We start from the raw sequence: 24,143 nt of genomic DNA, 5'->3' as shown, positions 1-24,143 counted from the left end.
CAACGAGTGCTGCCCGCCATGGAAATCAACCCGATCCTTAACAGTATCAAGGACCTGTCCGAGCGCTCCGAAACTATTCGGGGGTATCTTTGACTACGATCAAAAGCATGAGCGTCTGACCGAAGTCAATCGCGAGCTTGAAGATCCGGCTGTCTGGAACAACCCTGAGTACGCTCAGAACCTGGGTCGCGAGCGTTCGCTGCTGGCCCAGATCGTAGAAACCCTCGATGAGATGTCCAGCGGTCTGGCTGATGCCAAGGACCTGCTGTTGATGTCTGCCGAGGAAGAAGACCAAGCTGCCGTCGACGACGTTGCAGCCGAAGTCGAACGCCTGCGCGAGGCCCTCGAGAAGCTCGAGTTCCGCCGCATGTTCAGCGGTGAGATGGACGCCAACAACGCCTACCTGGACATCCAGGCCGGTTCTGGCGGCACCGAGGCCCAGGACTGGGCCAACATCCTGCTGCGCATGTACCTGCGCTGGGCGGATAAACGCGGTTTCGACGCGACCATCATGGAACTGTCGGCCGGTGAAGTCGCCGGGATCAAGGGCGCCACCGTGCACATCAAGGGCGAATACGCCTTTGGCTGGTTGCGTACCGAAATCGGCGTGCACCGCTTGGTGCGCAAGAGCCCGTACGACTCCGGTAACCGTCGCCATACCTCGTTCTCGGCCGTGTTCGTGTCGCCGGAAATCGATGACAACATCGAAATCGACATCAACCCGTCGGACCTGCGTATCGACACCTACCGCTCCTCGGGTGCCGGTGGTCAGCACGTTAACACCACCGACTCGGCCGTACGTATCACCCACGTACCGTCCAACACCGTGGTCAGCTGCCAGAACGAACGCTCCCAGCACGCCAACAAAGACACCGCGATGAAAATGTTGCGGGCGCGCTTGTACGAGCAGGAAGTGCAGAAACGCAACGCCGCTTCGCAGGCCCTGGAAGACACCAAGTCGGACATCGGCTGGGGTCACCAGATCCGCTCGTACGTGCTCGATGCCTCGCGGATCAAGGATCTGCGCACTAACATCGAACGCAGCGACTGCGACAAGGTGCTCGACGGCGACATCGACGAATACCTGGTGGCCAGCCTGAAGCAAGGCTTGTAAGACATGCAACACGGGATCGCCTGACTCACCGCGATCCTCTGTAGGAGCCGGCTTGCCGGCGATCCCCAGGCCGCTGGCCTGGGGGCAACGAACCCGTGATGGAATTTTTGAAGACATGAGCGACCTAGAACTCGACCCGCAAGCCCTGCAACAGGAAGAAAACACCCTGATCGCCCTGCGCAAGGAAAAGCTTGCTGCCGAGCGCGCCAAGGGCAACGCCTTCCCGAACGACTTCCGCCGTGACAACTACTGCGATGCCCTGCAGAAGCAGTACGCGGACAAGACCAAGGAAGAGCTCGCAGAGGCTGCAATCCCGGTCAAGGTTGCCGGTCGCATCATGCTCAACCGTGGCTCGTTCATGGTGATCCAGGACATGTCCGGGCGCATCCAGGTCTACGTCAACCGCAAGACCCTGTCCGAAGAAACCCTGGCCGCGGTGAAAACCTGGGACCTGGGCGACATCATTGCCGCCGAAGGCACCCTGGCCCGTTCCGGCAAGGGCGACCTGTACGTGGAAATGACCAGCGTGCGCCTGCTGACCAAGTCGCTGCGCCCACTGCCAGACAAACACCACGGCCTGACCGACACCGAACAGCGTTATCGCCAGCGCTACGTCGACCTGATCGTCAATGACGAAGTGCGCCAGACGTTCCGAGTGCGTTCGCAAGTCATCGCCCATATCCGTAGCTTCCTGATGCAGCGCGACTTCCTTGAAGTCGAGACGCCGATGCTGCAAACCATCCCTGGTGGTGCTGCGGCCAAGCCGTTCGAAACGCACCACAATGCCCTGGACATGGAAATGTTCCTGCGCATCGCGCCTGAGCTGTACCTCAAGCGCCTGGTTGTCGGTGGCTTCGAGAAAGTCTTCGAGATCAACCGCAACTTCCGTAACGAGGGCGTTTCGACTCGTCACAACCCTGAATTCACCATGTTGGAGTTCTACCAGGCGTACGCCGACTACGAAGACAACATGGACCTGACCGAAGAACTGTTCCGCGAGTTGGCACAGCTGGTCCTGGGCAGCACCGACGTGCCGTACGGCGACAAGGTGTTCCACTTCGGCGAGCCGTTCGTGCGCCTGTCGGTATTCGACTCGATCCTCAAGTACAACCCTGAGCTGACCGCCGACGACCTGACCGACATCGACAAGGCGCGCGCCATCGCCAAGAAAGCCGGGGCCAAGGTGCTGGGCTTCGAAGGCCTGGGCAAGCTGCAAGTGATGATTTTCGAAGAGCTGGTCGAGCACAAGCTGGAGCAGCCGCACTTCATTACCCAGTACCCGTTCGAAGTGTCGCCGCTGGCTCGTCGCAACGATGACAACCCGAACGTCACCGACCGCTTCGAGCTGTTCATTGGTGGTCGCGAAATCGCCAACGCCTACTCCGAGTTGAACGACGCGGAAGACCAGGCCGAGCGTTTCATGGCCCAGGTGGCCGACAAGGACGCCGGCGACGACGAAGCCATGCACTACGACGCCGACTTCGTACGTGCGCTGGAATACGGTATGCCGCCGACGGCGGGTGAGGGCATCGGTATCGATCGCCTGGTGATGTTGTTGACCAACTCACCGTCGATCCGCGATGTGATCCTGTTCCCGCACATGCGACCGCAAGCGTAAATGCCGCAGTGAAAAAGCCGCCTATATCAGGCGGCTTTTTATTGCCTGTATGGAACAAACGTATCAACTTGTTGCTTCCAACTGCGAGGTAAGACCGGTGAATCGTGCAAATGCTCAAGAAGGAGCAGCGGGGGTCGCTACGGCGGTCGCTGAAAGTGTTCAGTACCAGGGTCGCAAGGCCAGCCGACAGGGCAGTGAACAGCGTCGACAGGACATCCTCGACGCCGCGATGCGCATTGTCGTGCGCGACGGTGTGCGGGCGGTGCGGCACCGCGCCGTAGCCGCCGAGGCCAGCGTGCCATTGTCGGCGACCACGTACTATTTCAAGGACATCGATGACCTGCTCACCGATACCTTTGCCCAGTACGTGGAGCGCAGCGCGGCCTATATGGCCAAGCTGTGGGCCAATCATGAAGGACTGCTGCGCGAGATGGTCGACAGCGGGGATGGCAGCCCCGAGGCACGTTCGCGGCTGGCCGACGACATCGCCCGGTTTACCGCCGACTATGTGCACCGGCAACTGCTCAACCGCCGCGAGCACCTGATGGCGGAACAGGCGTTCCGCCAGGAGGCCTTGCTCAACCCGCGCCTGGCGTTGCTGGTGCGTTCCCATCAGCAGATTCTCCTGCAGGGTACCTGCCAGCTATTCCAGGTGCTGGGCTCGCCGGAACCGCAACAGGATGCCAAAGTGTTGACGGCGATAATCGGACGGATGGAATATCAAGGCCTGCTCAACGAGGCGCAGCCGCTGGCGGAGGATGAAATGCTCGGAATCCTCACGCGGTATATGCACTTGGTGCTGGCCTCGGTGTAACCCTTGGGGGAGGGCAGATTGCGCTGTCGGTGTGTGCTGACTAGGAGTCTTGAATGAAGTACTGGCGTGTCGTGGTGATCACCCTGTCGTTCCTGCTGCTCAGCGGCTGCCTGGTGTCATTCAAGCAGGCCATGCCGGGCAGCGAGGCTGCGCCGGCGGGGTTGCTCGGTAAATGGACCAGCAAGAATGCCTGGGGTGAAGCACAGAACCTGGACCTGACCCGTGTCGGCCCGGACCGCTACCAGGCGGTCAGCTACTTCAAGGCCAAGCCCAAGGAGCGCGAGGCCTATCCGTTCACGGTGGCGCGCCACGGCAATCGCTGGTACCTCTCGGCCAAGGTGCCGGCCCAGTACGGCGGCAACTTCACTATCGCCGGGTTTGAACTGAACGATAAACAGGAACTGGTGATCTACAACCTCGATCTCGAGCAGATCCGCCAGGCGCTTGGGCAACAACTCAAGGGTGAGCCGTTCAGCACCGACGATGGTGACGGCGTACTGATCAACAGCAGCATGGACCAGGTGTTCGCCTACCTCGACGATCCGGCCAATTCCGACGTGTTCGTCGAGGCCGCGCGGTATCAACGACCGCACACCACTCAATCAGCGCAGTAGGCAACGGTTAACCAAGGGAGCAACCGGTGGACGATTACCAGCAGACGATACGCACCTTGTCTGATCGCATAGTGCTGGCGCAAACGCCGATCCGGGTCCTTGATGCGGTGAAGTGGGACGACAGCATCCGCAAGGGGTTCCTCAAGGCCAAGGGCAAGGAAATGCCGGCGGTGGACCGGGACTATTACCTCAATCGGCCACTGGCTTTCGATTCGAGCAAAGTCAAGCTGGAGTTCCAGAACATCGAGCGCGACATCACTCGCCAGCTCGGCCAGTTCAACCCGGTCGGGCAGATCATGCGGCGCATGTGCAAGGAGTACCGCATGGTGGTGCGGATGCTCGAGGCCCGTGGCACCGAGGACTTCGGGCTGATTTCCCAGGAGCTGTATGGCGCGGCCTCCGATGCGTTCCATGCCGGTGACCCGACCCTGGCCGATCTGGGCCTGATGATGTCCGACTACTTGAACAACATCGATGGCCGCGGCGACCTCAAGGACGAGCCGAAGATCCTCACCGCCAAAGAGGCGGTACACCTGCTGCAGACCCGCTTGAACAAGGTGTTCGGCGAGGCCGAGGAAACCATCCGGGTGTTCGAGTCAGACGGGATCGTCGCCGACGCGGCGGCTGGCGCCGACTACATCAAGATCCGCACCGATGCGATGTTCAACGAGCGTGACGTGCGAGCGCTGGAGGTGCATGAGGGTTTGGTGCACGTTGGCACCACGCTCAACGGGCTGAACCAGCCAATCTGCACCTTCCTGTCCAAGGGCCCGCCGTCTTCGACCGTGACTCAGGAAGGCCTGGCGATCCTGATGGAGATCATCACCTTCGCCTCCTACCCGAGCCGCCTGCGCAAGCTGACCAACCGAACCCGGGCGATCCATATGGTCGAGGAGGGCGCGGACTTCCTGCAGATTTTCGAGTTCTTCCGTGAGCAGGGCTTCGAAATGGCCGAGAGTTATGGCAATGCCAGCCGGGTATTCCGTGGATCGGTGCCAAACGGCCTGCCATTTACCAAAGACTTGTCCTATCTCAAGGGCTTTATCATGGTTTACAACTACATTCAGTTGGCCGTGCGCAAAGGCAAGCTTGAGCAGATCCCGTTGCTGTTTTGCGGCAAGACCACCCTGGAAGACATGCGAACCCTGCGCCAGTTGGTGGATGAAGGCCTGGTGGAGCCGCCCAAGTACCTGCCCGCGCAGTTCCGTGACATGAACGCGCTGTCGGCCTGGATGTGCTTCTCCAACTTCCTCAACCACCTGAGCCTGGACCGGATCGAAGCGGACTACTCGAATATTCTGTAACCCCGGGGTGGTACCACCCTGAACCCATCGCGAGGCTTCAAACGGATGAGAATCCTCGGCATCCTGTGCCTGTTCCTGACCCTCAATGGCTGCAGCTCACTGCTGTTCTACCCTGAGCCCGGCCTGCCGTTCACCCCGGATAAAGCCGGGCTGCAGTACCGCGACGTAAGCCTGACCACGGCCGACGGGGTCAAGCTGCACGCTTGGTGGCTGCCGGCAAAAGAGGGTGTCGCGGTCAAGGGCACAGTCCTGCATCTGCACGGCAACGGCGGCAACCTGGCGGCACACCTGGGGGGCAGTTGGTGGTTGCCCAAGCAGGGTTATCAAGTGCTGCTGCTGGACTATCGCGGGTATGGCCTGTCGGCAGGCGAGCCAGGTTTGCCGCAGGTCTATCAAGATATCGATGCGGCCTTCAAATGGCTGGACCAGGCGCCGCAGGTACAGGGCACGCCGCTGATTGTGCTCGGCCAGAGCCTGGGCGGCGCCATGGCGCTGCACTACCTGGCCGAACACCCGCAGCGCCAGGTTCAACTCAAGGCGTTGGTGCTCGACGGCGTGCCGGCCAGTTACCGCGAAGTGGGCCAGTTTGCCCTCAGTACTTCCTGGCTGACCTGGCCGTTCCAGGTGCCGTTGTCGTGGCTGGTGCCGGACGCTGACAGCGCAATCCGCGCCATGCCCCAAGTCAACGCTGTACCGAAATTGATCTACCACAGCATCGACGATCCCATCGTGCCTCTTTCCAACGGCATCCGACTGTATCAAGCTGCGCCCCCGCCAAAGGTGCTGCAATTGACCCGCGGTGGCCATGTGCAGACATTCGCCGACCCGGTCTGGCGAACCGTCATGCTGCGCTATCTGGACGATCCGCAGCACTTCAATGGTGTGCGCCGCCTGGGAGAGATCCCCAATTACCCGGCCCCCAGCCATTCACCCGATCAACCGCAAGAGAGCCCGCAATGAGTGAAGAACGTAACGCCATCCCGCTGATCATCACCGGTATCTGCAGCATCCTGGGCACGGTCGCTGCCCTGTGGTGGTACGGCTACCTGCACTTTGCCAAGCCGGAAGACGCCTTGCTGCTCAACGAGTTCACCATGCTCAAGACCGTACCGGGCGAAGATTACAAGGTCTCCCTGGAGCCGGCAGCCCAGGTCGCGCAGTGCATCGACGGCGTGCTGGTATTGTTCGACACCGAACAGAAAGGCCTGACCGGCGTGCTGATCAACGCCAAGAAAAAAGCCGTGCGCTGCATGGGCGAGGAAACCCCGCAGCAACTCGAACCCTGAGTCCCCACGGTCTGCAAAAAAGCCCCGCCTGATCATCTCAGGCGGGGCTTTTGCGTTACTGCGTTAAGCGCTTAGTTCGAACTGACTGCCGAGCGTGGGATCACCGGTTGGTTGTCGTTGGAAATGGTCACTTCCACCCGACGGTTCATCGCCCGGCCTGAGACGCTGCTGTTCTCGGCCACTGGGTACTCTTTGCCGTAACCCTGGGCAACCACGCGCGCTGGGTCGACGCCCATTTTCACCAGGGCCATGCGCACTGAGTTGGCGCGGCGCTCGGACAGGCTCTGGTTGTAATTGGCAGCGCCGGTGCTGTCGGTGTAGCCCTCGACAATCACCTTGCGGTCCGGATTCTCGGCGAGGAAATGCGCCAGTTTGTTGATGTTCACCAAGCCGCTGGATTTCAGTTCAGCCTTGTTGGTCGCAAACAGCACATCGCCAAAGGTCACCAGGGTTCCGCGATCGGTCTGCTTGGCGTTGAGGCTGTCCTGCAGTTGCTTGATCTGCGAGTCACGGGCATCAAGACGGGCCTGGGCCCGATGCGCCGAAGCATTTTTCAGGTCGGCTTCAGCGGTACGCAGGGCGATGGTCTGCTTGGCGACTTCAACACGTTGGTTGGTCAGGTACGCCAGTTGATCGACCTGTTCAGTCTTCTCGCGCTCCTGGAAGGCTTTGTCGGCCTTGTCCAGGTAGTCACTGGCTTCCTTGGTTTCCAGGGCCGCGACTTTGCTCGCTTGTGGATTGGCCTGCAGGGCCGAGTAGTTGGTCCGGGCCTGTTCCAGGTTGGCATTGGGTGGCGTCGAGCAAGCGGCCAGGGCAACGCTGGCGGCCAGGAGAGCTGGGATCATCAATTGCTTACGCATAGTGGTTCGTCCTTTCTATCGATTCGCGGGTGCACAGGGGCGTGAGGGCAGGGCTTATTGCGCGCTGCGCTGGCTTTCCTGGCGCAGTTCCTGAACGCCTTGCTGAGAGTCCTTGAGCGACTGTTCGGCTTTCATCGCCTGGGCTTTGCGTTCGGCGACGCGGGCATCCCACTCAGCCTGTTCGGCCAGCAGTCGAGCCTGGTCGTATTGCTTGTCGTGCATGGCCAGTTCGGCTTGTTTGAGCTTGTCCTGCGCCGATTTCATTTCCACGGCGGCAAACTCGGTGCCGCCGGCACTGACAGCGCTGTTGACCGCCGATTGGGTGACGGCGTATTGCTCGGTCGGCGGGTTGCCGGCGCATCCCGCCAGGACGAAGCTGCAACCGAGTGCCAGGGCGGCCAACTTGAGACCGCGCGGGAATGTGGACGTGGTTGTGGCGGTGCTGGTTTTCATGGTCTTCAACTCCATTGGATAACTCCTGAAAATCGTCAAATCCATCCTGGTCGTGGAGCCGTGAGAGCGATGAGACGAGGCCTGTGACAGCGGGTTGTGGTACGGCTGTTCCAGTGATGGTTACTGGGTGTGACCCGAGGCTTTTTTTCAAAGTTCAGAAAAGATGGCGTATCGCCCGAAAAAACCTCGAGGACTTTTGCGAGGCTCTAAACCGGGAACTTTTGCCCCGCGCAGGAGTATTCCCAAGCCACCAAGGGCTCGGGAATACGCGGTTTCAGGAGGGTCGAACGGGGTGCCGCCTAGTGTTTCTGCTTGCCGGCTGCAGCCGAAAGATCATGCAGATGTTGCCGTGACAGGGCGAGGAAACGCGGGGTAGGGCCGACGTCCTCGTAGAGCGGATCGCCCTCTTCGTCGGTGGCGATCACCTGCTGGCCCTTGATGTAGGGAAAACTTGCTTCGAGCTCTTCCAGGGCGGCGCCAATCAGTTCCCCGAGCAACTCTTCGGGGTGGCGCTTGGGGTACATTTCGCTGAGTGCCGCCAGGCGTGCAGCGGCTTCGACGTCCAGGTGAATGCTGTAGCCGGTCTTGGTCAAACGGCCTTTGGCGGTTTCTTCCCAATGCAGGGCCAGTTCACGAATTTTCATAATGACCTCAATAATCACCTGCTCGTGACAGGTTGTGATGAGTCTTCGGCGGTGGCCGGTAGCAAGCCTGGGTACGGCTTACTCATGAGACTAGCCGCAACCGCGAAGGTTTAAAGTCGATTCGTCGCCTGCTTGTAAGAACCGGCTGCGAGCGGCACTCTTGAGCCTCAAGGACTGCGCCTGATAGCTGACCGCCACTCGCTGGAGAACTGCTGATGACCGATATCGATGCACGCTTGCGCGAAGATGTTCACCTCTTGGGTGAGCTGTTGGGCAACACCATCCGCGCACAGTACGGGGATGGTTTTCTCGACAAGATCGAGCAGATTCGCAAGGGTGCCAAGGCTGACCGGCGTGGCTCCATGGACGCCGAACTGAGCGCCAGCCTCAACCAGCTGAGTGAGGACGAACTGCTGCCGGTAGCGCGGGCGTTCAACCAGTTCCTCAACCTGGCGAACATCGCCGAGCAGTACCAGTTGATCCATCGCCGCGAAGAGTCGCAGCCGGCGCCGTTCGAGGCGCGGGTCCTGCCGCAACTGCTGGCCCGGCTGCGGGCCGAGGGTCACAGTGGCGAATCACTGGCGCGGCAATTGGGCCGGCTGGAGATCGAGCTGGTGCTCACCGCGCACCCCACCGAAGTAGCGCGCCGGACCCTGATCCAGAAGTACGACGCAATTGCCGCGCAACTGGCCGCGCAGGACCATCGCGACCTCACCAGCGCCGAGCGCGAGCAGATCCACCAACGCTTGCAGCGCTTGATCGCCGAGGCCTGGCACACCGAAGAAATCCGCCGCACCCGACCCACCCCGGTCGACGAAGCCAAGTGGGGATTCGCGGTGATCGAACATTCGCTGTGGCAGGCAATTCCCAATTACCTGCGCAAGGCCGACCTGGCCCTGCAGACCGCCACCGGCCTGCGTTTGCCACTGGAAGCCGCGCCGATCCGCTTCGCCTCCTGGATGGGCGGCGACCGCGACGGCAATCCCAATGTGACGGCGGCGGTGACCCGTGAGGTGTTGCTGCTGGCACGCTGGATGGCGGCAGACTTGTACCTGCGTGACGTCGATCAACTGGCAGCCGACCTGTCGATGCAACAGGCCAGCGCGGCGCTGCAGGCCAAGGCCGGCGACAGTGCCGAGCCTTACCGGGCGGTGCTCAAGCAATTGCGCGAACGCCTGCGGGCGACCCGCAACTGGGCCCAGGTCTCGTTGACGGCGAATACCCCGGCCGGGGCCGATGTGCTGCACAACAACCGCGACCTGCTGGACCCGCTGGAGCTGTGCTACCAGTCGCTGCACGAATGTGGCATGGGCGTGATTGCCGATGGCCCGCTGCTCGACTGTGTGCGCCGGGCCGTGACTTTCGGCCTGTTCCTGGTGCGCCTGGACGTACGACAGGACTCCACCCGGCATTGCTCGGCGATGACCGAGATCACCGATTACCTCGGGCTGGGGCGGTATGAAGATTGGGACGAGGAGGCGCGCATCGCGTTCCTCATGACTGAGCTGCACAATCGCCGGCCGCTGCTGCCCAGCCACTTCAAGCCTTCGGCCGACACTGCAGAGGTCCTCGCGACTTGCCGCGAAGTCGCCGCCGCACCGGCGGCTTCGCTGGGCTCCTATGTGATCTCCATGGCCGGTGCCGCCTCCGACGTGCTCGCCGTGCAACTGCTGCTCAAGGAAGCCGGGGTGCTGCGGCCGATGCGCGTGGTGCCGCTGTTCGAAACCCTGGCGGACCTGGACAACGCCGGGCCGGTGATCGAAAAGCTGTTGCTGCTGCCCGGCTATCGCGCGCGCTTGCAAGGCCCCCAGGAAGTGATGATCGGCTACTCCGACTCGGCCAAGGACGCCGGCACCACCGCGGCGGCCTGGGCGCAATACCGGGCGCAGGAGCGGCTGGTGGATATTTGCCGTGAGCAGCAAGTCGAACTGCTGCTGTTCCATGGTCGCGGTGGGACCGTGGGCCGTGGCGGTGGTCCGGCGCATGCGGCGATTCTGTCGCAGCCGCCGGGTTCGGTGGCTGGGCGTTTCCGTACCACCGAGCAGGGCGAGATGATTCGCTTCAAGTTCGGCTTGCCGGACATCGCCGAGCAGAACCTGAACCTCTATCTGGCCGCTGTGCTGGAGGCGACATTGCTCCCGCCACCGCCGCCGGAACCCGCGTGGCGGGGCTTGATGGATGAACTGGCCGCCGATGGCGTGAGCGCTTATCGCGCGGTGGTAAGGGAGAATCCGCAGTTCGTCGAATACTTCCGCCAATCCACCCCCGAGCAGGAGCTGGGGCGGTTGCCGCTGGGCAGTCGCCCGGCCAAGCGCCGGGCCGGAGGCATTGAAAGCCTGCGGGCGATCCCGTGGATCTTCGGCTGGACCCAGACCCGCCTGATGCTACCGGCCTGGCTGGGTTGGGAAGCGGCGCTGAGCAAGGCGCTGGCCCGAGGCGAGGGTGAACTGCTGGCGCAGATGCGCGAGCAATGGCCGTTCTTCCGCACCCGGATCGACATGTTGGAAATGGTCCTGGCCAAGGCCGACGCGGACATCGCAAGGTCCTACGACGAGCGTCTGGTGGAGGCCGATTTGCTGCCTTTGGGGGCGCATTTACGCGACCTATTGTCGCAGGCCTGCGCCGTGGTCCTGGGCCTGACTGGCCAGTCGCAGTTGCTTGCCCATAGCCCTGACACTCTGGAATTCATTCGCCTGCGCAACACCTACCTCGATCCGCTGCATCTATTGCAGGCCGAGCTGCTGGCCCGCTCGCGACAGCAGGACGTGGCGCAGGGCAGCCCGGTGGAACAGGCGTTGCTGGTGTCTGTAGCGGGGATTGCCGCCGGTTTGCGCAACACCGGCTAAGGGCCGATGGGCAACCTCGGCAGTCCGTTCTGCCTCGCCAACCGGCAGGTGAGGAGGGCTGCCGGGGCCTGGCAGGCGACACTTTGTTATGGGGTTGCGACTTGGAATACCTCGTCGCAACGGCAGGACCAGCGCGGGTTCCTCCGACTTTCGGCGGCTTGTGTGGGCCGTGCCTGCTGTGTATCTTGATCAGCCTTTGGCCGTTTGGGCGGCCCACGACCCTATTCTGAGATTGGCCCCAAGCGGCGAATCCGATCGTTTATAAATAAGAAATTGAGGAGCACATCGATGCGCGTCATTCTGCTGGGAGCTCCCGGGGCCGGTAAAGGTACTCAGGCTAAGTTCATCACCGAAAAATTCTCCATTCCGCAGATCTCCACCGGCGACATGCTGCGTGCGGCGGTCAAGGCTGGCACCGAGCTGGGCATCAAGGCCAAGGGCATCATGGATGCCGGTGGCCTGGTCTCCGACGACCTGATCATCGCCTTGGTCAAGGACCGTATCGCGCAGCCAGATTGCGCCAACGGTTTCCTGTTCGACGGTTTCCCGCGCACCATCCCGCAGGCTGAAGCACTGGTCAGCGAAGGCGTCGAGCTGGATCACGTGGTGGAAATCGCCGTCGACGACGAAGAAATCGTCCAGCGTATCGCCGGTCGTCGTGTCCACGAAGCCAGCGGCCGCGTTTACCACACCGTCTACAACCCGCCAAAACTGGCTGGCAAGGACGACATCACTGGCGAAGAGCTGGTGCAGCGCAAAGACGATACCGAAGAAACCGTGCGTCATCGCCTGTCGGTCTACCACGACCAGACCAAGCCTTTGGTGGCGTTCTACCAGAATCTCGCGGCTGCCCAGGGCAAGCCGAAGTACAGCCACATTGCAGGCGTTGGTTCGGTTGAAGCCATCACCGGCAAGGTGCTTGAAGCACTGAGCTGATAAAGCTCACTGGCTTTACGTTCAACGGCCCGCTTGCGGGCCGTTGTTGTTTATACTGACGGACTTTTTTCTACCACGTTGACGGAAACATCGATGAGTACCTTGCTGGCCCTGGACACCGCGACTGAAGCTTGCTCCGTTGCCTTGCTGCATAACGGCAAGGTAACCAGCCATTACGAGGTGATCCCGCGGCTGCATGCGCAGAAGCTGCTGCCGATGATCCAGCAATTGCTGGCCGAGGCCGGCACCACCTTGCAAGCGGTCGATGCGATTGCCTTTGGCCGTGGGCCAGGGGCGTTTACCGGCGTACGGATTGCCATCGGCGTGGTCCAGGGCCTGGCGTTTGCCCTGGACCGCCCGGTGTTGCCGGTGTCCAACCTGGCGGTGCTGGCGCAGCGCGCGTTGCGCGAGCACGGCGCGACCCAGGTGGCGGCCGCCATCGATGCCCGCATGGATGAAGTCTATTGGGGTTGCTACCGCGAAACCGCCGGTGAAATGCGCCTGGTCGGCGCCGAGGCGGTGCTGCCACCGGAAGTCGCGGCTCTGCCTGCTGATGCGGCGGGCGACTGGTTTGGTGCCGGCACCGGTTGGGGTTATGCCGAGCGCATCGCCGTCAGCCTGAGTGGCCAGGACGCCGGCATGCTGCCCCACGCCCAGGACTTGCTGAGCCTGGCGCAGTTCGCCTGGGAGCGTGGTGAAGCGATTGTCGCCGACAACGCCCAGCCGGTTTACCTGCGCGACAAAGTGGCGACGCCCAAGGCCCGCTAAGCCCTCGTCAGGGTCAGTACGTGACGTCAATCGTCAGTTTTCAGCCCGGGCTTTTAAACCTTTTGCCTTTTATGTGTTCTAGTTATCACTTGGCAATTTGCGCGTCGCAGTAAGTGCCGCTAAATTGCCATCATTGATAACGAGTTTATCTCTATGCGCGTAGACGGTTTTTCCTCGCAGTCCTATCCCATCCCCCGCAAGCCTCGCAAGGGCAGTGCGACGGTGGACGACTCCGTCCTGGACCACGACGACGAACCGCAAGTGCCCTCTGAAGAGCAACTGGCCGCCCGCGCCGCCCAGCGCCAGAGCAATCTGCCCGCGCGCCCGCAAGACCTGCTCTACCACCGTGCGATGAGCCGGCATGTCTCCCTGGCCCTGGCCAGTTACCTGAGTACCGCCGCTTTCGTCGATTGGGACATGGAAGTGCTGGGTCTCGACCTGCACATCTGATGTCGCTGCCGTATTTCCTCGGATGCCCATCCTGGAGCGAAAACGCATGGCGCCAGTATCTGTATCCGCAAGACGCCCGTCCCAACCAATTCCTGGAGTTGTACTCGCAGGTGTTCAACGCTGTTGAAGGCAACACCACCTTCTATGCGCGCCCAGCACCGGCGACGGTGGAGCGCTGGGCGCAAACCATGCCCAGGCACTTTCGTTTTACCGCCAAGTTCCCCAGCGATATCAGCCACGGCGGTGACCTGCGTGAGCAACTGACGGCTGCAGAGTCTTTCGTGCAATTGCTCAGCCCGCTGGGTGAGCGGGTGGCGCCGTTCTGGCTGCAGCTGTCGAAGGCCTTCACCCCGCAACGCTTGCCGGAACTCGCCGGGTTTATCGACGGTTTGCAGCGGCCCCTGGCGGTGGAGGTGCGGCATCGGGATTTTTTTGCCAAGGGCGATGCCGAGCGCCAGCTCAATCGCCTGTTGCTTGCGCGTGGCGTTGAGCGGATCTGCCTGGATCCGCGAGCGCTGTTCAGTTGCACCTCGAGTGACCCTGGGGTCCTGCATGCGCAGTCGAAGAAACCTAACGTGCCGACTCGCCCGGCAGCGTTCACCCAGTGCCCGCAGGTGCGCTTCATCGGTCATCCGCTGCTGCTGGCCAATGATCCGTTCCTGACGCCCTGGGTCGAGAAAATCGCCCAGTGGATCGAAGAGGGACGCACGCCGTACATCTTCCTGCACACTGCCGACAACCTGCAGGCAGCCGCGTTGGCACAGCACTTTCATGCTCGGTTGATGACGCGTTTGCCTGGCTTGCCGGCGCTGCCTGAGCTATACAGAGAACCCGCCGCCGAGCAGCTCGGTTTGCTCTGACGACGGGCCACCCCCCCGCGACAGGAGCGAGCCAATGGCCACGCAAATCTTCAAAGCCCAAGCGTTCAAAGCCTTGCATGAAGGTCCCGGGACCTTTGTGATTCCCAATCCCTGGGATGCCGGTTCGGCCAGGATGCTCGCCAGCCTGGGTTACCAGGCGCTGGCAACCACCAGTGCCGGCTACGCGTTTTCCATGGCTCGCCCCGACGGCGCACTGAAACTTGAGGACACCCTGGCCAACGTCCGGGCGATTGTCGCGGCCAGCGACCTGCCGGTCGCCGTCGACCTGGAAAACGGCTTTGCCGATGATCCCACGCAGTGCGCCGAAAGCCTGCTGCTTGCCGCCAGCGCCGGGGCCGTCGGCGGCTCGATCGAAGACGCCACGGGCCGCGAAGACGCCCCCATCTACTGCTTCGAGCATGCCGTGGCGCGCATCGAGGCGGCGGTGGCGGCCGCGCGCAGCCTGCCATTTCCCTTCACCTTGACCGCGCGCGCGGAGAATTATCTGCACGGCAATCCAGACCTGGCCGATACCATCCGCCGCCTGCAAGCGTTCGCCGAGGCGGGCGCCGATGTGCTGTATGCCCCCGGCCTGCGTACGGCTGAAGAAGTGCTGGCGGTCGTGCGGGCGGTGGCGCCCAAACCGGTCAACGTGTTGATGTCCGGGGGGCTCAAGCTTAACGTGGCGCAACTCAACGAGATGGGGGTCAAGCGTATCAGCGTCGGTTCGGCCATGGCCTTGGCGGCCTATGGCGAGTTCTTCCGCGCCGCCCGGGAGATTCAGGAACACGGCACCTTTGGCTTCACCGAGCGCTCGATGCCGTATGCGCAGGCCAATCAACTGTTCAAAGGCTGACTGACGGGGCGTGATGGTGAAGTGGCTGAAAGTCCTGGTGCTGCTGTTATTGCTGGTGGGGGCTGGGTTGTTCGGTGTGTGGCGGGGCTGGTTGCCTGTGTCCTCGGCGTGGAATCCCTGGGCGCCGCTGGAGGTGCAGGCGGCGCCGAACCTGCTGACGCGCTACAAGCTGATGCGCCTGCGTGATAACCCGGCACTCTGTGACCAGGTACTCGCTACCTCCGGCCTGAAGTTCAGCCGCCAGGCGGACAGCCCGACCGATGCCACCTGCCCGTTGCACAACACCTTGCGGGTGTCAGGTGGCGAGGTGGCGCTGAGCAGCAGCTTTCTCGCCAGTTGTCCCCTGGCTGTGGCCTTCGCCCTGTTTCAGCGCCACGCGCTGCAGCCAGCGGCTCAGGCGGTCTACGGCCAGGCGGTGGCGCGGGTCGATCACCTGGGCAGCTTTGCCTGTCGCAATATGTACAACCGGGATAAAGCTGCACGCAGCCAGCACGCCACGGCCAATGCCCTGGACATTGCCGGTTTTCGCCTGGCCGATGGGCGCACAGTCAACGTGCTGCGGGACTGGCCACAGGACAACGCCGACGCGCGGTTTTTGCGCCAGGTGCGCGATGGCGCCTGTGAGGTGTTCAACGTGGTGCTGAGCCCGGACTACAACGCCGCTCATCGCAATCATTTTCACCTGGATACGGGGCCCTGGTGGGTCTGTCGCTGAGAGTCAGGCGGCGATGCGCAGATTGTGCAGGACGATCGGCCGCGCCCAGCGGGTGTCGAAGTCCAGTTGTTTCTGTTGTTCGACCTGTTCTTCCGGCGGATAGGGCGGCGCAGGCGGCGGCAGCAGTTGCAGTTCGAACTCGGCGATCGGCAGGAACAGCGCCCGCGGTTGCGGAGCCGGGCCTGGGGGTGGCAGGGGTTGGCCGGCCGTGAGCACCAGCGGACGCAGCCACTCGTGGTCGAAGTCCTGTTGCGCTTGCTGGGCGACGATCTCATCAGCCGGGAAGGGCGGGGCTGGCGGGTCCAGCAGTTGCATCTCGAATTCGGCGATCGGCAGGAACAACGGTTCGGGCGGGCGGATCTCGGTATCGACGATGTTGCACGCACGCTGGCTGACGATCTCGCTCAGCAACTCGGAGCCGCCAGCGGGCTCAACCGAGCTATCGATGGCAACGGGCGTGTAGTCACCTGCCGCCGGTACCCGGTCACCCAACTGATCGGCCAGGGCCTGGGCAAAAAAATCCTGCCACAGGTGACTGACGCCGCTCAGTGTTTGGGTGTTGTGCCGGCTGTATTCGCGGTAAGGCGAAATAAACCCGGCGGGTACGTGTTGAATGTCTGACATTTTTCTCGGTCGACGCTCAGCTCTGGCAAAATGCTCGATAGTTTGGTTATCGGCCGTTTTTGCCGATCATTAATTTTTTGAGTGTGTTTTCTGATGAGTGAGCAACCTGCGGCCAGCCGCATCAAAGTCCAGGCCCTGGCGGATGGCTTTCAGGCGCAAGCCATGCATTGGGCCGAGCGCCTGGGCCTGCCGCTGCAACTGGACGATGCCGAGTTCGCCCTGCAAGTGGGTGAACAGGGTTTGCAGTTGCAGCAACTCGGGGCGGATGCGCCCGGTCCGGTGCGGGTGGATTTCGTCGAGGGTGGCGCGGCCCATCGCCGGTTGTACGGTGGCGGCAGCGGGCAGATGATCGCCAAGGCGGTAGGCGTCGCCCAGGGCGTGCGCCCCAGGGTGCTGGATGCCACGGCGGGACTGGGCAAGGACGGTTTTGTGTTGGCCAGCCTGGGCTGTGAAATCAGCCTGATCGAACGCCAGCCGTTGATTGGCGCCTTGCTCGAGGATGGTCTGGCGCGGGCGGCAGAGGATTTCGAGGTAGCGCCGATTGTCGCGCGGATGCGCTTGCTCAAGGGCAACTCAATCGAGCTGATGCGCAACTGGGAAGGCGAACCGCCGCAGGTGATCTACCTCGACCCGATGTTCCCGCACCGTGAGAAAACCGCACTGGTGAAAAAGGAAATGCGTCTGTTTCGCCCGTTAGTGGGGGACGACGCGGATGCCCCGGCCCTGCTGGAAGCTGCCCTGGCCCTGGCCAGCCACCGAGTCGTGGTCAAGCGCCCACGCAAGGCCCCGTGCATTGCCGGGCCCAAGCCGAGTCATGCGTTGGATGGCAAGTCCAGCCGGTATGACATCTATCCGAAAAAAGCGCTTAAGTCCTAAGCTGCAAGCTGCAAGCTACGAGCTACAAGCTACAAGCTACAAGCTACAAGCTAAAAGCTAAAAGCTAAAAGCTAAAAGCTAAAAGCTACCTGGCTTGCAGCTTGCAGCTTGCAGCTCGCAGCTCGCAGCTACTTAGGGCCTATAGGCCCGCATAAACAACCCCACCACTTCCTGCACATGGGCTTCGGCCGCCTCGCCGATGGGCGGCTCACCGCAGCCATAGAGCAGGCGGAAATTCCCCGCGCCCTTGAGCAGGCAAAAGAAGTGCTCGGCGGCATTGCGCGGCTTGTCGATGCGCAAGGCCCCCAGTTGGTCGATCTTGCCGAGCAAGCGTTCCATACCGTTGAGCATTCGTTGCGGGCCGGCGTCGAAGAAGATCAGCGAGAGCTTCGGGTCCTGGCTGCCCAGGGCCATGATCAGGCGGTGCAGGTTGACCGACTCATCGCTGTTGATCAGTTGATGAAAGCCCCGGGCAATGTTCAGCAACACATTTTCTACCGGCATGCCTTCGGGCAATTCGAAGAACAGGGTAGGCAATTGTTCTTCGCACTTGGCCATGACCGCGGCACTGAACAGCGTCTCCTTGTCATTGAAGTGGCTGTAGACGGTCAGTTTTGATACGCCGGCCTCAGCCGCCACCGCGTCCATGCTGGTGCTCGCATAACCGTTGCTCAGGAACAGGCGCTTGGCTGCCTCGAGGATCGCTTCGCGCTTGGCGAGATCTTTGGGGCGGCCGGGGCCGTTGGAAGGAGAAAGATTGTCGGACATTTTTCGCTTTTAATACTGGACTGGTGAGTTTGCTATTAATAACATACTGCCCAGTATAATTATTCCTCGCACCATTAGCGAAAGGTCGTTCACCATGTTCCGCTATGCCTTGCCCCTCGCGTTGCCAGTCAGCCTGGCGCTGTTATTAACGGCATGCGGTCACGAAGAGCCGGTGCAGGCCACCGTGCGCCCGGCCATGGTGGTCCAGCCAGAGCCTTCGGCGCAGGCGCTGGACAGCTACCCCGGTGAAGTCCGAGCGCGTTATGAGCCGGACCTGGCATTTCGCATCGGTGGCAAAGTCAGCCGACGACTGGTAGATGAAGGGCAGCGGGTCAAGGCCAACCAGGCACTGGCCGAACTCGACCCCGAGGACGTGCGCCTGCAACTGGACGCGAGCCGGGCTCAGGTCGCGGCGGCAGCGGCCAACCTCAACCTGGTACGCGCCGAACGCGATCGGTACAAGACCCTGATGGAGCGGCAGATGGTCAGCCGCTCGCAGTACGACAATGCCGAGAACCTCTACCGCGCGGGTGAAGCACGCCTCAAGCAAATCAAGGCGGAGTTCGATGTGGCCAGCAATCAGGCCAGCTACGCGGTATTGCGCGCGCCCCAGGATGGGGTGGTGGCCAAGCGCGCAGTGGAAGTCGGGCAAGTGGTGGGTGCCGGGCAAACGGTCTTTACCCTGGCAACCGACGGCGAGCGTGAGGTGCTGATCAGCCTGCCGGAGCAGCATTTCGGCCGGTTCAAGGTCGGCCAGCCGGTCACGGTCGAACTCTGGACCCAACAGGGCCAGCGTTTCGCCGGGACGATTCGTGAGCTGTCGCCCGCCGCCGATCCCAAGTCGCGGACCTTCGCGGCGCGTATCACCTTTACCGCCGGCAAGGTCCCGGCCGAACTTGGGCAAAGCGCCCGGGTGTTCATTCAGAGCGCCGATGCGGTCGCGCTCACCGTGCCGTTGTCGGCGCTCACGGCTGAGAACGGTGCTACTTACGTGTGGGTCGTGGGCGCCAACAACACGCTGAAAAAAGTCCCGGTGCGGGTCGGCGCGTTCGGTGAAAAAACCGTGCCAGTGCTCGAGGGCTTGAACCCCGACGACTGGGTCGTGGCGGCCGGTGTGCATGTGCTCCTCGACGGCCAGCAGGTGCGGCCGGTGGATCGCTCCAACCGCGTGGTCAATCTGGCGGGCAAGGAGTAATACCCAATGGGTTTCAATCTTTCCGCATGGGCGTTGCGCAATCGCCAGATCGTACTGTTCCTGATGATTCTGCTGGCCGTCGTTGGCACCCTGTCCTACACCAAGTTGGGGCAGAGCGAGGACCCGCCGTTCACGTTCAAGGCCATGGTGATCAAGACCAATTGGCCCGGGGCAACCGCCCAGGAGGTCTCGCGCCAGGTCACCGAACGCATCGAAAAGAAGCTGATGGAAACCGGCGAGTACGAGCGCATTGTCTCGTTTTCGCGCCCCGGCGAATCCCAGGTGACGTTCATTGCCCGCGACTCGATGCACTCGCAGCAGATTCCCGAGCTGTGGTACCAGGTGCGCAAGAAGGTCAGCGACATTCGCCAGACCTTGCCTCCAGGAATCCAGGGACCCTTCTTCAACGATGAATTCGGCACCACCTTCGGCAACATCTATGCGTTGACCGGCGAGGGGTTTGATTACGCGGTGCTCAAGGATTATGCCGACCGGATCCAGATCCAGCTGCAGCGGGTCAAGGATGTCGGCAAGGTCGAGTTGCTCGGGCTGCAGGACGAGAAGATCTGGATCGAGCTGTCCAACGTCAAGCTCGCCACCCTGGGCTTGCCCCTGGCCGCTGTGCAGCAGGCGCTGGAGGAGCAGAACGCGCTGTCCAATGCCGGCTTCTTTGAAACCGGCAGCGAGCGCCTGCAACTGCGGGTCACGGGCAACTTCGAGACGGTGGAGCAGATCCAGCGGTTTCCAATCCGGGTCGGCGACCGGACGTTGCGGATTGCCGACGTGGCCGATGTGCGTCGCGGTTTCAACGATCCACCGGCGCCGCGCATGCGCTTCATGGGCGAAGATGCGATCGGCCTGGCAGTGGCGATGAAGGACGGCGGCGACATCCTGGTACTGGGCAAGGCCCTGGAACTGGAGTTCGAGCGCATCCAGAACAACTTGCCGGCCGGCATGCAGCTGCGCAAGGTTTCGGATCAGCCGGCGGCGGTGAAAACCAGTGTCGGTGAGTTCGTGCAAGTGTTGGCCGAAGCGCTGGCGATTGTCCTGCTGGTGAGTTTTTTCTCGCTCGGCGTGCGCACCGGCATGGTGGTTGCCCTGGCTATCCCCCTGGTGCTGGCGATGACCTTTGCCTGCATGTATTACCTGGGCATCGGCCTGCACAAGATTTCCCTGGGGGCGCTGGTGCTGGCCCTGGGGCTGCTGGTGGACGACGCGATCATTGCCGTGGAAATGATGGCGATCAAAATGGAGCAGGGCTACGACCGCTTCAAGGCCGCCAGCTATGCCTGGACCAGTACCGCCTTCCCAATGCTCACCGGCACCTTGATCACTGCCGCCGGCTTCCTGCCGATTGCCACGGCGCAATCGGGTACCGGCGAATACACCCGCTCGATCTTCCAGGTGGTGACCATCGCGTTGCTGGCGTCCTGGGTGGCGGCGGTGGTGTTCGTGCCGTACCTGGGCGAAAAGCTGCTGCCGGACCTGGCGAAGATTCACGCCGCCAAGCACGGTGCTGGTCAGCCCGATCCTTACGGCACGCCGTTCTATCAACGGGTCCGACGGTTGGTGGAGTGGTGCGTGCGCCGGCGTAAAACGGTGATCGCACTGACCGTCGTGCTGTTCGTGGCCTCGGTGGTGCTGTTCCGGTTTGTCCCGCAGCAGTTCTTTCCAGCCTCCGGCCGCCTGGAGTTGATGGTCGACCTGAAGCTGGCCGAAGGTGCCTCGCTGAGCAATACCACCGCTGAGGTCAAGCGCCTGGAGGCATTGGTCAAGGAACACGCCGGCATCGAAAACTACGTGGCCTACATCGGCACCGGTTCGCCGCGTTTCTACCTGCCACTGGACCAGCAATTGCCGGCGGCGAGCTTTGCCCAGTTCGTGGTGCTGGCCAATACCATCGAGGAGCGGGAGAACCTGCGGACCTGGCTGATCGAAACCCTCAACGAGCAGTTCCCGGCATTGCGCTCACGGGTGACGCGCCTGGAAAACGGCCCGCCGGTGGGTTACCCGGTGCAGTTCCGGGTGACCGGCGAGCACATCGAGGAGGTGCGTGCCCTGGCCCGCAAAGTGGCGGCCAAGGTGCGTGAGAACCCCCATGTGGTCAATGTGCACCTGGACTGGGAAGAGCCGAGCAAGGTGGTGTACCTCAATGTCGATCAGGACCGGGCCCGGGCACTGGGCGTGAGTACGGCCAACCTGTCGAAGTTTTTGCAAAGCTCGCTGACCGGTTCCAGCGTCAGCCAGTACCGCGAAGACAACGAGTTGATCGAAATCCTCTTGCGCGGCACCTTGCACGAACGCAGCGAACTGTCGCTGCTGTCGAGCCTGGCGGTGCCGACCGATAACGGCAAGAGCGTGGCGCTGTCCCAGGTCGCGACCCTGGAATACGGCTTTGAGGAGGGCATCATCTGGCACCGCGACCGCTTGCCCAACGTGACGGTGCGCGCCGATATCTACGGCAAGGAACAACCGGCCACCCTGGTCCAGCAGATCTTGCCGACCCTGGCGCCGATTCGCGCTGAACTGCCCGACGGCTACCTGCTGGATGTCGGCGGCACGGTGGAAGACTCGGCCCGCGGCCAGAACTCGGTGAAGGCCGGTGTGCCGCTGTTCATTGTGGTGGTGCTGACCTTGCTGATGCTGCAATTGCGCAGCTTCTCGCGCACCGCGATGGTGTTCCTGACGGCGCCGCTGGGGCTGATCGGTGTCACCTTGTTCCTGATCGTGTTTCGCCAGCCGTTCGGTTTTGTGGCGATGCTGGGCACCATCGCCTTGTCGGGGATGATCATGCGTAACTCGGTGATCCTGGTGGACCAGATCGAACAGGATATTCGGGCCGGTCTCAAGCCTTGGCAGGCGATCATCGAAGCCACGGTGCGACGCTTCCGGCCCATCGTGCTGACGGCGCTGGCGGCCGTGCTGGCGATGATCCCGCTGTCGCGCAGCGTGTTCTTCGGCCCGATGGCCGTGGCCATCATGGGCGGCCTGATCGTCGCCACGGCACTGACCCTATTGTTCCTGCCGGCACTGTATGCGGCGTGGTTCAGGGTGAAGAGAGAGTGAGGATTTGACTGGCAGTTGATCGGCGTTCCTTGTCTCAATATTTAAGAATGTTGAGACAAGGTCGTTGGTGTGTTGTACTTCTGTCTCAGTTTTATTATTTTTTGAGACAGAGATGATCAAGGGTCCGCCCACCGTAGATCCCGACGTTCTAGAAAAACTTGGGATCTCACCCTACAAAGAAAAGCTCGTGCAATATTTGGCCCTGCTCAAGCCACTGGATAGTCAGGGTCGTTATCTGCCATTCGATGAGCTGCGTTATCGCTGGCCGCCAGGCCTGGATACGACGCTGTGTTGGGCCTTGGTGAAAAAGGCGCGCATGGCCCAGTACAGCCAACTGCTGCCATTGGGGGAACCTAACCAATGGGCTCACTTCATCGTCACCCCGCTGGCGCAGAAAACCCTGTCGGTGGTCGACCGTCAGGCAACCACTGCCGCGCTGGAGTACATGACTCATCACATCGGTGAGACGGCGCATTTCGCCTACTTGCTCAATGACCTGATCGAAGACGAAGCCATCAGCAGTAGCCAGCTAGAAGGTGCTGCGACCACCACGCAGGTGGCCAAGGACATGCTCAAGCGCAATCGCCTGCCTCGTTCTGCGGATGAGCGGATGGTCATTGGCAACTACAAGATGATGACGTTTGCCTGGGAGAAACGTTATGAGCCGTTGAGCCTCGAACTCATCAGCCAGCTTCATCGCGTGGGGGTCGAAGGTATCGATGATGCGCAGTATTCGCCGGGGCTTTTTCGCAGCAATGATGACGTCGTGGTGCAGGACGGTGAGGGCAACACCGTCCATACCCCACCTCCGGCATCAGGCATCGGCGCTCGCCTCAGCGGTTTGGCACATTGGATCAACCAGTCGCAAAACGACCCGTTGCAGGCCGACTATGTGCACCCGATGATCAAGGCTATCGCCCTGCATTTTGCGATGGGTTATGAGCATCCATTCCGCGATGGCAATGGTCGGGTGGCGCGGGCGCTGTTTTACTGGTTCATGTTCAAGAATGATTTTTCCGCGTTTCGCTACATTGCTATCAGTATTCTGTTGCGCAATGCACCCGTGAAGTACGGTCGCTCCTACCTGGCTACCGAAAGTGATGGGCTGGACCTGACGTATTTCATCGACCATCAGTGCTCGGTCATATTGCGCGCAGTCACCGAGTTTTCGGCGGTGTATCGCAAGAGTCTGGACTATGCCCAAGGATTTGATCGTTGGCTTGAGGAGTCGGGACTGTTCAAGCAATTGACGGACAAGCAACGAACGGTATTTCAGGTAGCCAAGAGTGGCATGGCCAAAGAGTTCACCGCCGTCAATGTGAAGGAGAACCTGAACTGCTCTTACAACACCGCTGCCAGCACACTGAACGGTCTGGTCGAACTCAAGGTGTTCGAGAAGAAAAAGATGGGGCGCGAGTGGGTGTTCTTTCTGCGTGACGCATTGCACATCCAAGCAGACCGAAGCAGCCCGTAGCA

23 protein-coding genes are annotated in these 24,143 nt (G+C 61.7%); 18 read left to right on the top strand and 5 right to left on the bottom strand.

Annotation, left to right across the window (positions count from 1 at the left end; all coding sequences use genetic code 11):
- Positions 1-18: 18 nt before the first annotated feature.
- The 7 genes from prfB (at position 19) to ACIOVD_RS21435 (ending at position 6,750) form a co-directional block, all read left to right on the top strand.
- Positions 19-1,114 (top strand): peptide chain release factor 2 gene (gene prfB / locus ACIOVD_RS21465; RefSeq protein WP_143501160.1). Its coding sequence is split into 2 segments (ribosomal slippage): positions 19-90 and positions 92-1,114, totalling 1,095 coding nucleotides; the frame shifts between segments, so codons are not numbered across the junction.
- Positions 1,115-1,229: 115 nt separating this feature from the next.
- The gene (gene lysS, locus ACIOVD_RS21460) at positions 1,230-2,732 is read left to right on the top strand and encodes a lysine--tRNA ligase (RefSeq protein ID WP_095166709.1); all 1,503 of its coding nucleotides are present in this window, start codon (positions 1,230-1,232) and stop codon (positions 2,730-2,732) included.
- Positions 2,733-2,829: 97 nt separating this feature from the next.
- On the top strand, positions 2,830-3,546 hold the full coding sequence (locus ACIOVD_RS21455; RefSeq protein WP_159993997.1) for a TetR/AcrR family transcriptional regulator: 717 nt from the start codon (positions 2,830-2,832) through the stop codon (positions 3,544-3,546).
- Between the two features lie 53 nt (positions 3,547-3,599).
- On the top strand, positions 3,600-4,160 hold the full coding sequence (locus tag ACIOVD_RS21450; RefSeq protein ID WP_095166713.1) for a hypothetical protein: 561 nt from the start codon (positions 3,600-3,602) through the stop codon (positions 4,158-4,160).
- A gap of 26 nt (positions 4,161-4,186) precedes the next feature.
- A complete protein-coding gene (locus ACIOVD_RS21445; RefSeq protein WP_095166715.1) occupies positions 4,187-5,464 on the top strand; it encodes a flavohemoglobin expression-modulating QEGLA motif protein in 1,278 nt (425 codons plus the stop codon).
- A gap of 45 nt (positions 5,465-5,509) precedes the next feature.
- Entirely contained in the window at positions 5,510-6,424 is a 915-nt protein-coding gene (locus ACIOVD_RS21440; protein ID WP_095166729.1) for an alpha/beta hydrolase, read from the top strand.
- On the top strand, positions 6,421-6,750 hold the full coding sequence (locus ACIOVD_RS21435) for a hypothetical protein (protein ID WP_095166731.1): 330 nt from the start codon (positions 6,421-6,423) through the stop codon (positions 6,748-6,750). The genes ACIOVD_RS21440 and ACIOVD_RS21435 overlap by 4 nt, the downstream gene beginning before the upstream one ends.
- A 71-nt stretch (positions 6,751-6,821) precedes the next feature.
- Here the strand turns inward: ACIOVD_RS21435 and ACIOVD_RS21430 are convergent, their stop codons facing one another.
- From ACIOVD_RS21430 to ACIOVD_RS21420, 3 genes are all read right to left on the bottom strand, one after another.
- The gene (locus tag ACIOVD_RS21430; RefSeq protein ID WP_401130091.1) at positions 6,822-7,610 is read right to left on the bottom strand and encodes an OmpA family protein; all 789 of its coding nucleotides are present in this window, start codon (positions 7,608-7,610) and stop codon (positions 6,822-6,824) included.
- 54 nt (positions 7,611-7,664) lie between these two features.
- Positions 7,665-8,078, bottom strand: coding sequence for a DUF4398 domain-containing protein (locus tag ACIOVD_RS21425; RefSeq protein ID WP_401130089.1), 414 nt, complete (start codon positions 8,076-8,078; stop codon positions 7,665-7,667).
- A gap of 284 nt (positions 8,079-8,362) precedes the next feature.
- Positions 8,363-8,707: a pilin assembly protein gene (locus ACIOVD_RS21420; RefSeq protein ID WP_095166736.1), complete on the bottom strand. Its 345-nt coding sequence runs from the start codon at positions 8,705-8,707 to the stop codon at positions 8,363-8,365.
- Between the two features lie 215 nt (positions 8,708-8,922).
- Here ACIOVD_RS21420 and ppc point away from each other — a divergent pair, with 215 nt between their 5' ends.
- The 7 genes from ppc to ACIOVD_RS21385 all read left to right on the top strand — a co-directional run bounded on the left by ppc (position 8,923) and on the right by ACIOVD_RS21385 (position 16,138).
- Positions 8,923-11,553, top strand: coding sequence for a phosphoenolpyruvate carboxylase (ppc, locus tag ACIOVD_RS21415; RefSeq protein ID WP_095166738.1), 2,631 nt, complete (start codon positions 8,923-8,925; stop codon positions 11,551-11,553).
- A 288-nt stretch (positions 11,554-11,841) separates the two neighbouring features.
- A complete protein-coding gene (adk, locus tag ACIOVD_RS21410) occupies positions 11,842-12,489 on the top strand; it encodes an adenylate kinase (RefSeq protein ID WP_095166739.1) in 648 nt (215 codons plus the stop codon).
- A 93-nt stretch (positions 12,490-12,582) separates the two neighbouring features.
- On the top strand, positions 12,583-13,257 hold the full coding sequence (gene tsaB, locus ACIOVD_RS21405; RefSeq protein WP_095166741.1) for a tRNA (adenosine(37)-N6)-threonylcarbamoyltransferase complex dimerization subunit type 1 TsaB: 675 nt from the start codon (positions 12,583-12,585) through the stop codon (positions 13,255-13,257).
- Between the two features lie 153 nt (positions 13,258-13,410).
- Positions 13,411-13,707, top strand: coding sequence for a hypothetical protein (locus ACIOVD_RS21400; RefSeq protein ID WP_095166743.1), 297 nt, complete (start codon positions 13,411-13,413; stop codon positions 13,705-13,707).
- Positions 13,707-14,567: a DUF72 domain-containing protein gene (locus tag ACIOVD_RS21395; protein WP_401130086.1), complete on the top strand. Its 861-nt coding sequence runs from the start codon at positions 13,707-13,709 to the stop codon at positions 14,565-14,567. The genes ACIOVD_RS21400 and ACIOVD_RS21395 overlap by 1 nt, the downstream gene beginning before the upstream one ends.
- A 34-nt stretch (positions 14,568-14,601) precedes the next feature.
- Positions 14,602-15,423 carry an oxaloacetate decarboxylase gene (locus ACIOVD_RS21390; protein ID WP_095166746.1) on the top strand — a complete coding sequence of 274 codons (822 nt, stop codon included), beginning with the start codon at positions 14,602-14,604 and terminating at the stop codon, positions 15,421-15,423.
- A gap of 13 nt (positions 15,424-15,436) precedes the next feature.
- A complete protein-coding gene (locus ACIOVD_RS21385; protein WP_401130084.1) occupies positions 15,437-16,138 on the top strand; it encodes an extensin family protein in 702 nt (233 codons plus the stop codon).
- Positions 16,139-16,141: 3 nt separating this feature from the next.
- Here the strand turns inward: ACIOVD_RS21385 and ACIOVD_RS21380 are convergent, their stop codons facing one another.
- Positions 16,142-16,762: an energy transducer TonB gene (locus ACIOVD_RS21380; protein WP_159994012.1), complete on the bottom strand. Its 621-nt coding sequence runs from the start codon at positions 16,760-16,762 to the stop codon at positions 16,142-16,144.
- A gap of 93 nt (positions 16,763-16,855) precedes the next feature.
- On the opposite strand from ACIOVD_RS21380, the gene ACIOVD_RS21375 reads away from it, so the two are divergent.
- Entirely contained in the window at positions 16,856-17,638 is a 783-nt protein-coding gene (locus ACIOVD_RS21375) for a class I SAM-dependent methyltransferase (protein WP_320333739.1), read from the top strand.
- A gap of 132 nt (positions 17,639-17,770) precedes the next feature.
- Here the strand turns inward: ACIOVD_RS21375 and ACIOVD_RS21370 are convergent, their stop codons facing one another.
- Entirely contained in the window at positions 17,771-18,406 is a 636-nt protein-coding gene (locus ACIOVD_RS21370) for a TetR/AcrR family transcriptional regulator (RefSeq protein WP_159994015.1), read from the bottom strand.
- A gap of 94 nt (positions 18,407-18,500) precedes the next feature.
- Between ACIOVD_RS21370 and ACIOVD_RS21365 the strand changes: the two genes are divergently transcribed.
- From ACIOVD_RS21365 to ACIOVD_RS21355, 3 genes are all read left to right on the top strand, one after another.
- Complete coding sequence (locus ACIOVD_RS21365) at positions 18,501-19,601, top strand: efflux RND transporter periplasmic adaptor subunit (protein ID WP_095166753.1); 1,101 nt, start codon at positions 18,501-18,503, stop codon at positions 19,599-19,601.
- A 6-nt stretch (positions 19,602-19,607) separates the two neighbouring features.
- Positions 19,608-22,667 (top strand): efflux RND transporter permease subunit, encoded by a 3,060-nt coding sequence (locus ACIOVD_RS21360; RefSeq protein ID WP_095166755.1) that lies wholly within the window; start codon positions 19,608-19,610, stop codon positions 22,665-22,667.
- A gap of 112 nt (positions 22,668-22,779) precedes the next feature.
- Positions 22,780-24,141, top strand: a complete 1,362-nt coding sequence (locus ACIOVD_RS21355) for a Fic family protein (protein ID WP_401130081.1) — start codon at positions 22,780-22,782, stop codon at positions 24,139-24,141.
- The last annotated feature ends 2 nt before the right edge of the window (positions 24,142-24,143 follow it).

Origin of the sequence: Pseudomonas sp. NPDC087626 (assembly GCF_044743405.1) — a bacterium.
In the GTDB taxonomy this organism is placed as follows: Bacteria; Pseudomonadota; Gammaproteobacteria; order Pseudomonadales; family Pseudomonadaceae; genus Aquipseudomonas.
The sequence above is the reverse complement of the archived record's forward strand: the minus strand, read 5'-3'. Positions and strand labels throughout refer to the sequence as shown.

What these genes read in the sequence shown, in the direction of transcription:
- lysS (WP_095166709.1), top strand. Translation starts at nt 1,230, where the DNA reads ATGAGCGACCTAGAACTCGACCCGCAAGCCCTGCAACAGGAAGAAAAC.
- ACIOVD_RS21450 (WP_095166713.1), top strand. Translation starts at nt 3,600, where the DNA reads ATGAAGTACTGGCGTGTCGTGGTGATCACCCTGTCGTTCCTGCTGCTC.
- ACIOVD_RS21440 (WP_095166729.1), top strand. Translation starts at nt 5,510, where the DNA reads ATGAGAATCCTCGGCATCCTGTGCCTGTTCCTGACCCTCAATGGCTGC.
- ACIOVD_RS21435 (WP_095166731.1), top strand. Translation starts at nt 6,421, where the DNA reads ATGAGTGAAGAACGTAACGCCATCCCGCTGATCATCACCGGTATCTGC.
- ACIOVD_RS21430 (WP_401130091.1), bottom strand. Translation starts at nt 7,610, where the DNA reads ATGCGTAAGCAATTGATGATCCCAGCTCTCCTGGCCGCCAGCGTTGCC.
- ACIOVD_RS21425 (WP_401130089.1), bottom strand. Translation starts at nt 8,078, where the DNA reads ATGGAGTTGAAGACCATGAAAACCAGCACCGCCACAACCACGTCCACA.
- ACIOVD_RS21420 (WP_095166736.1), bottom strand. Translation starts at nt 8,707, where the DNA reads ATGAAAATTCGTGAACTGGCCCTGCATTGGGAAGAAACCGCCAAAGGC.
- ppc (WP_095166738.1), top strand. Translation starts at nt 8,923, where the DNA reads ATGACCGATATCGATGCACGCTTGCGCGAAGATGTTCACCTCTTGGGT.
- adk (WP_095166739.1), top strand. Translation starts at nt 11,842, where the DNA reads ATGCGCGTCATTCTGCTGGGAGCTCCCGGGGCCGGTAAAGGTACTCAG.
- tsaB (WP_095166741.1), top strand. Translation starts at nt 12,583, where the DNA reads ATGAGTACCTTGCTGGCCCTGGACACCGCGACTGAAGCTTGCTCCGTT.
- ACIOVD_RS21400 (WP_095166743.1), top strand. Translation starts at nt 13,411, where the DNA reads ATGCGCGTAGACGGTTTTTCCTCGCAGTCCTATCCCATCCCCCGCAAG.
- ACIOVD_RS21395 (WP_401130086.1), top strand. Translation starts at nt 13,707, where the DNA reads ATGTCGCTGCCGTATTTCCTCGGATGCCCATCCTGGAGCGAAAACGCA.
- ACIOVD_RS21390 (WP_095166746.1), top strand. Translation starts at nt 14,602, where the DNA reads ATGGCCACGCAAATCTTCAAAGCCCAAGCGTTCAAAGCCTTGCATGAA.
- ACIOVD_RS21385 (WP_401130084.1), top strand. Translation starts at nt 15,437, where the DNA reads ATGGTGAAGTGGCTGAAAGTCCTGGTGCTGCTGTTATTGCTGGTGGGG.
- ACIOVD_RS21380 (WP_159994012.1), bottom strand. Translation starts at nt 16,762, where the DNA reads ATGTCAGACATTCAACACGTACCCGCCGGGTTTATTTCGCCTTACCGC.
- ACIOVD_RS21375 (WP_320333739.1), top strand. Translation starts at nt 16,856, where the DNA reads ATGAGTGAGCAACCTGCGGCCAGCCGCATCAAAGTCCAGGCCCTGGCG.
- ACIOVD_RS21370 (WP_159994015.1), bottom strand. Translation starts at nt 18,406, where the DNA reads ATGTCCGACAATCTTTCTCCTTCCAACGGCCCCGGCCGCCCCAAAGAT.
- ACIOVD_RS21365 (WP_095166753.1), top strand. Translation starts at nt 18,501, where the DNA reads ATGTTCCGCTATGCCTTGCCCCTCGCGTTGCCAGTCAGCCTGGCGCTG.
- ACIOVD_RS21360 (WP_095166755.1), top strand. Translation starts at nt 19,608, where the DNA reads ATGGGTTTCAATCTTTCCGCATGGGCGTTGCGCAATCGCCAGATCGTA.
- ACIOVD_RS21355 (WP_401130081.1), top strand. Translation starts at nt 22,780, where the DNA reads ATGATCAAGGGTCCGCCCACCGTAGATCCCGACGTTCTAGAAAAACTT.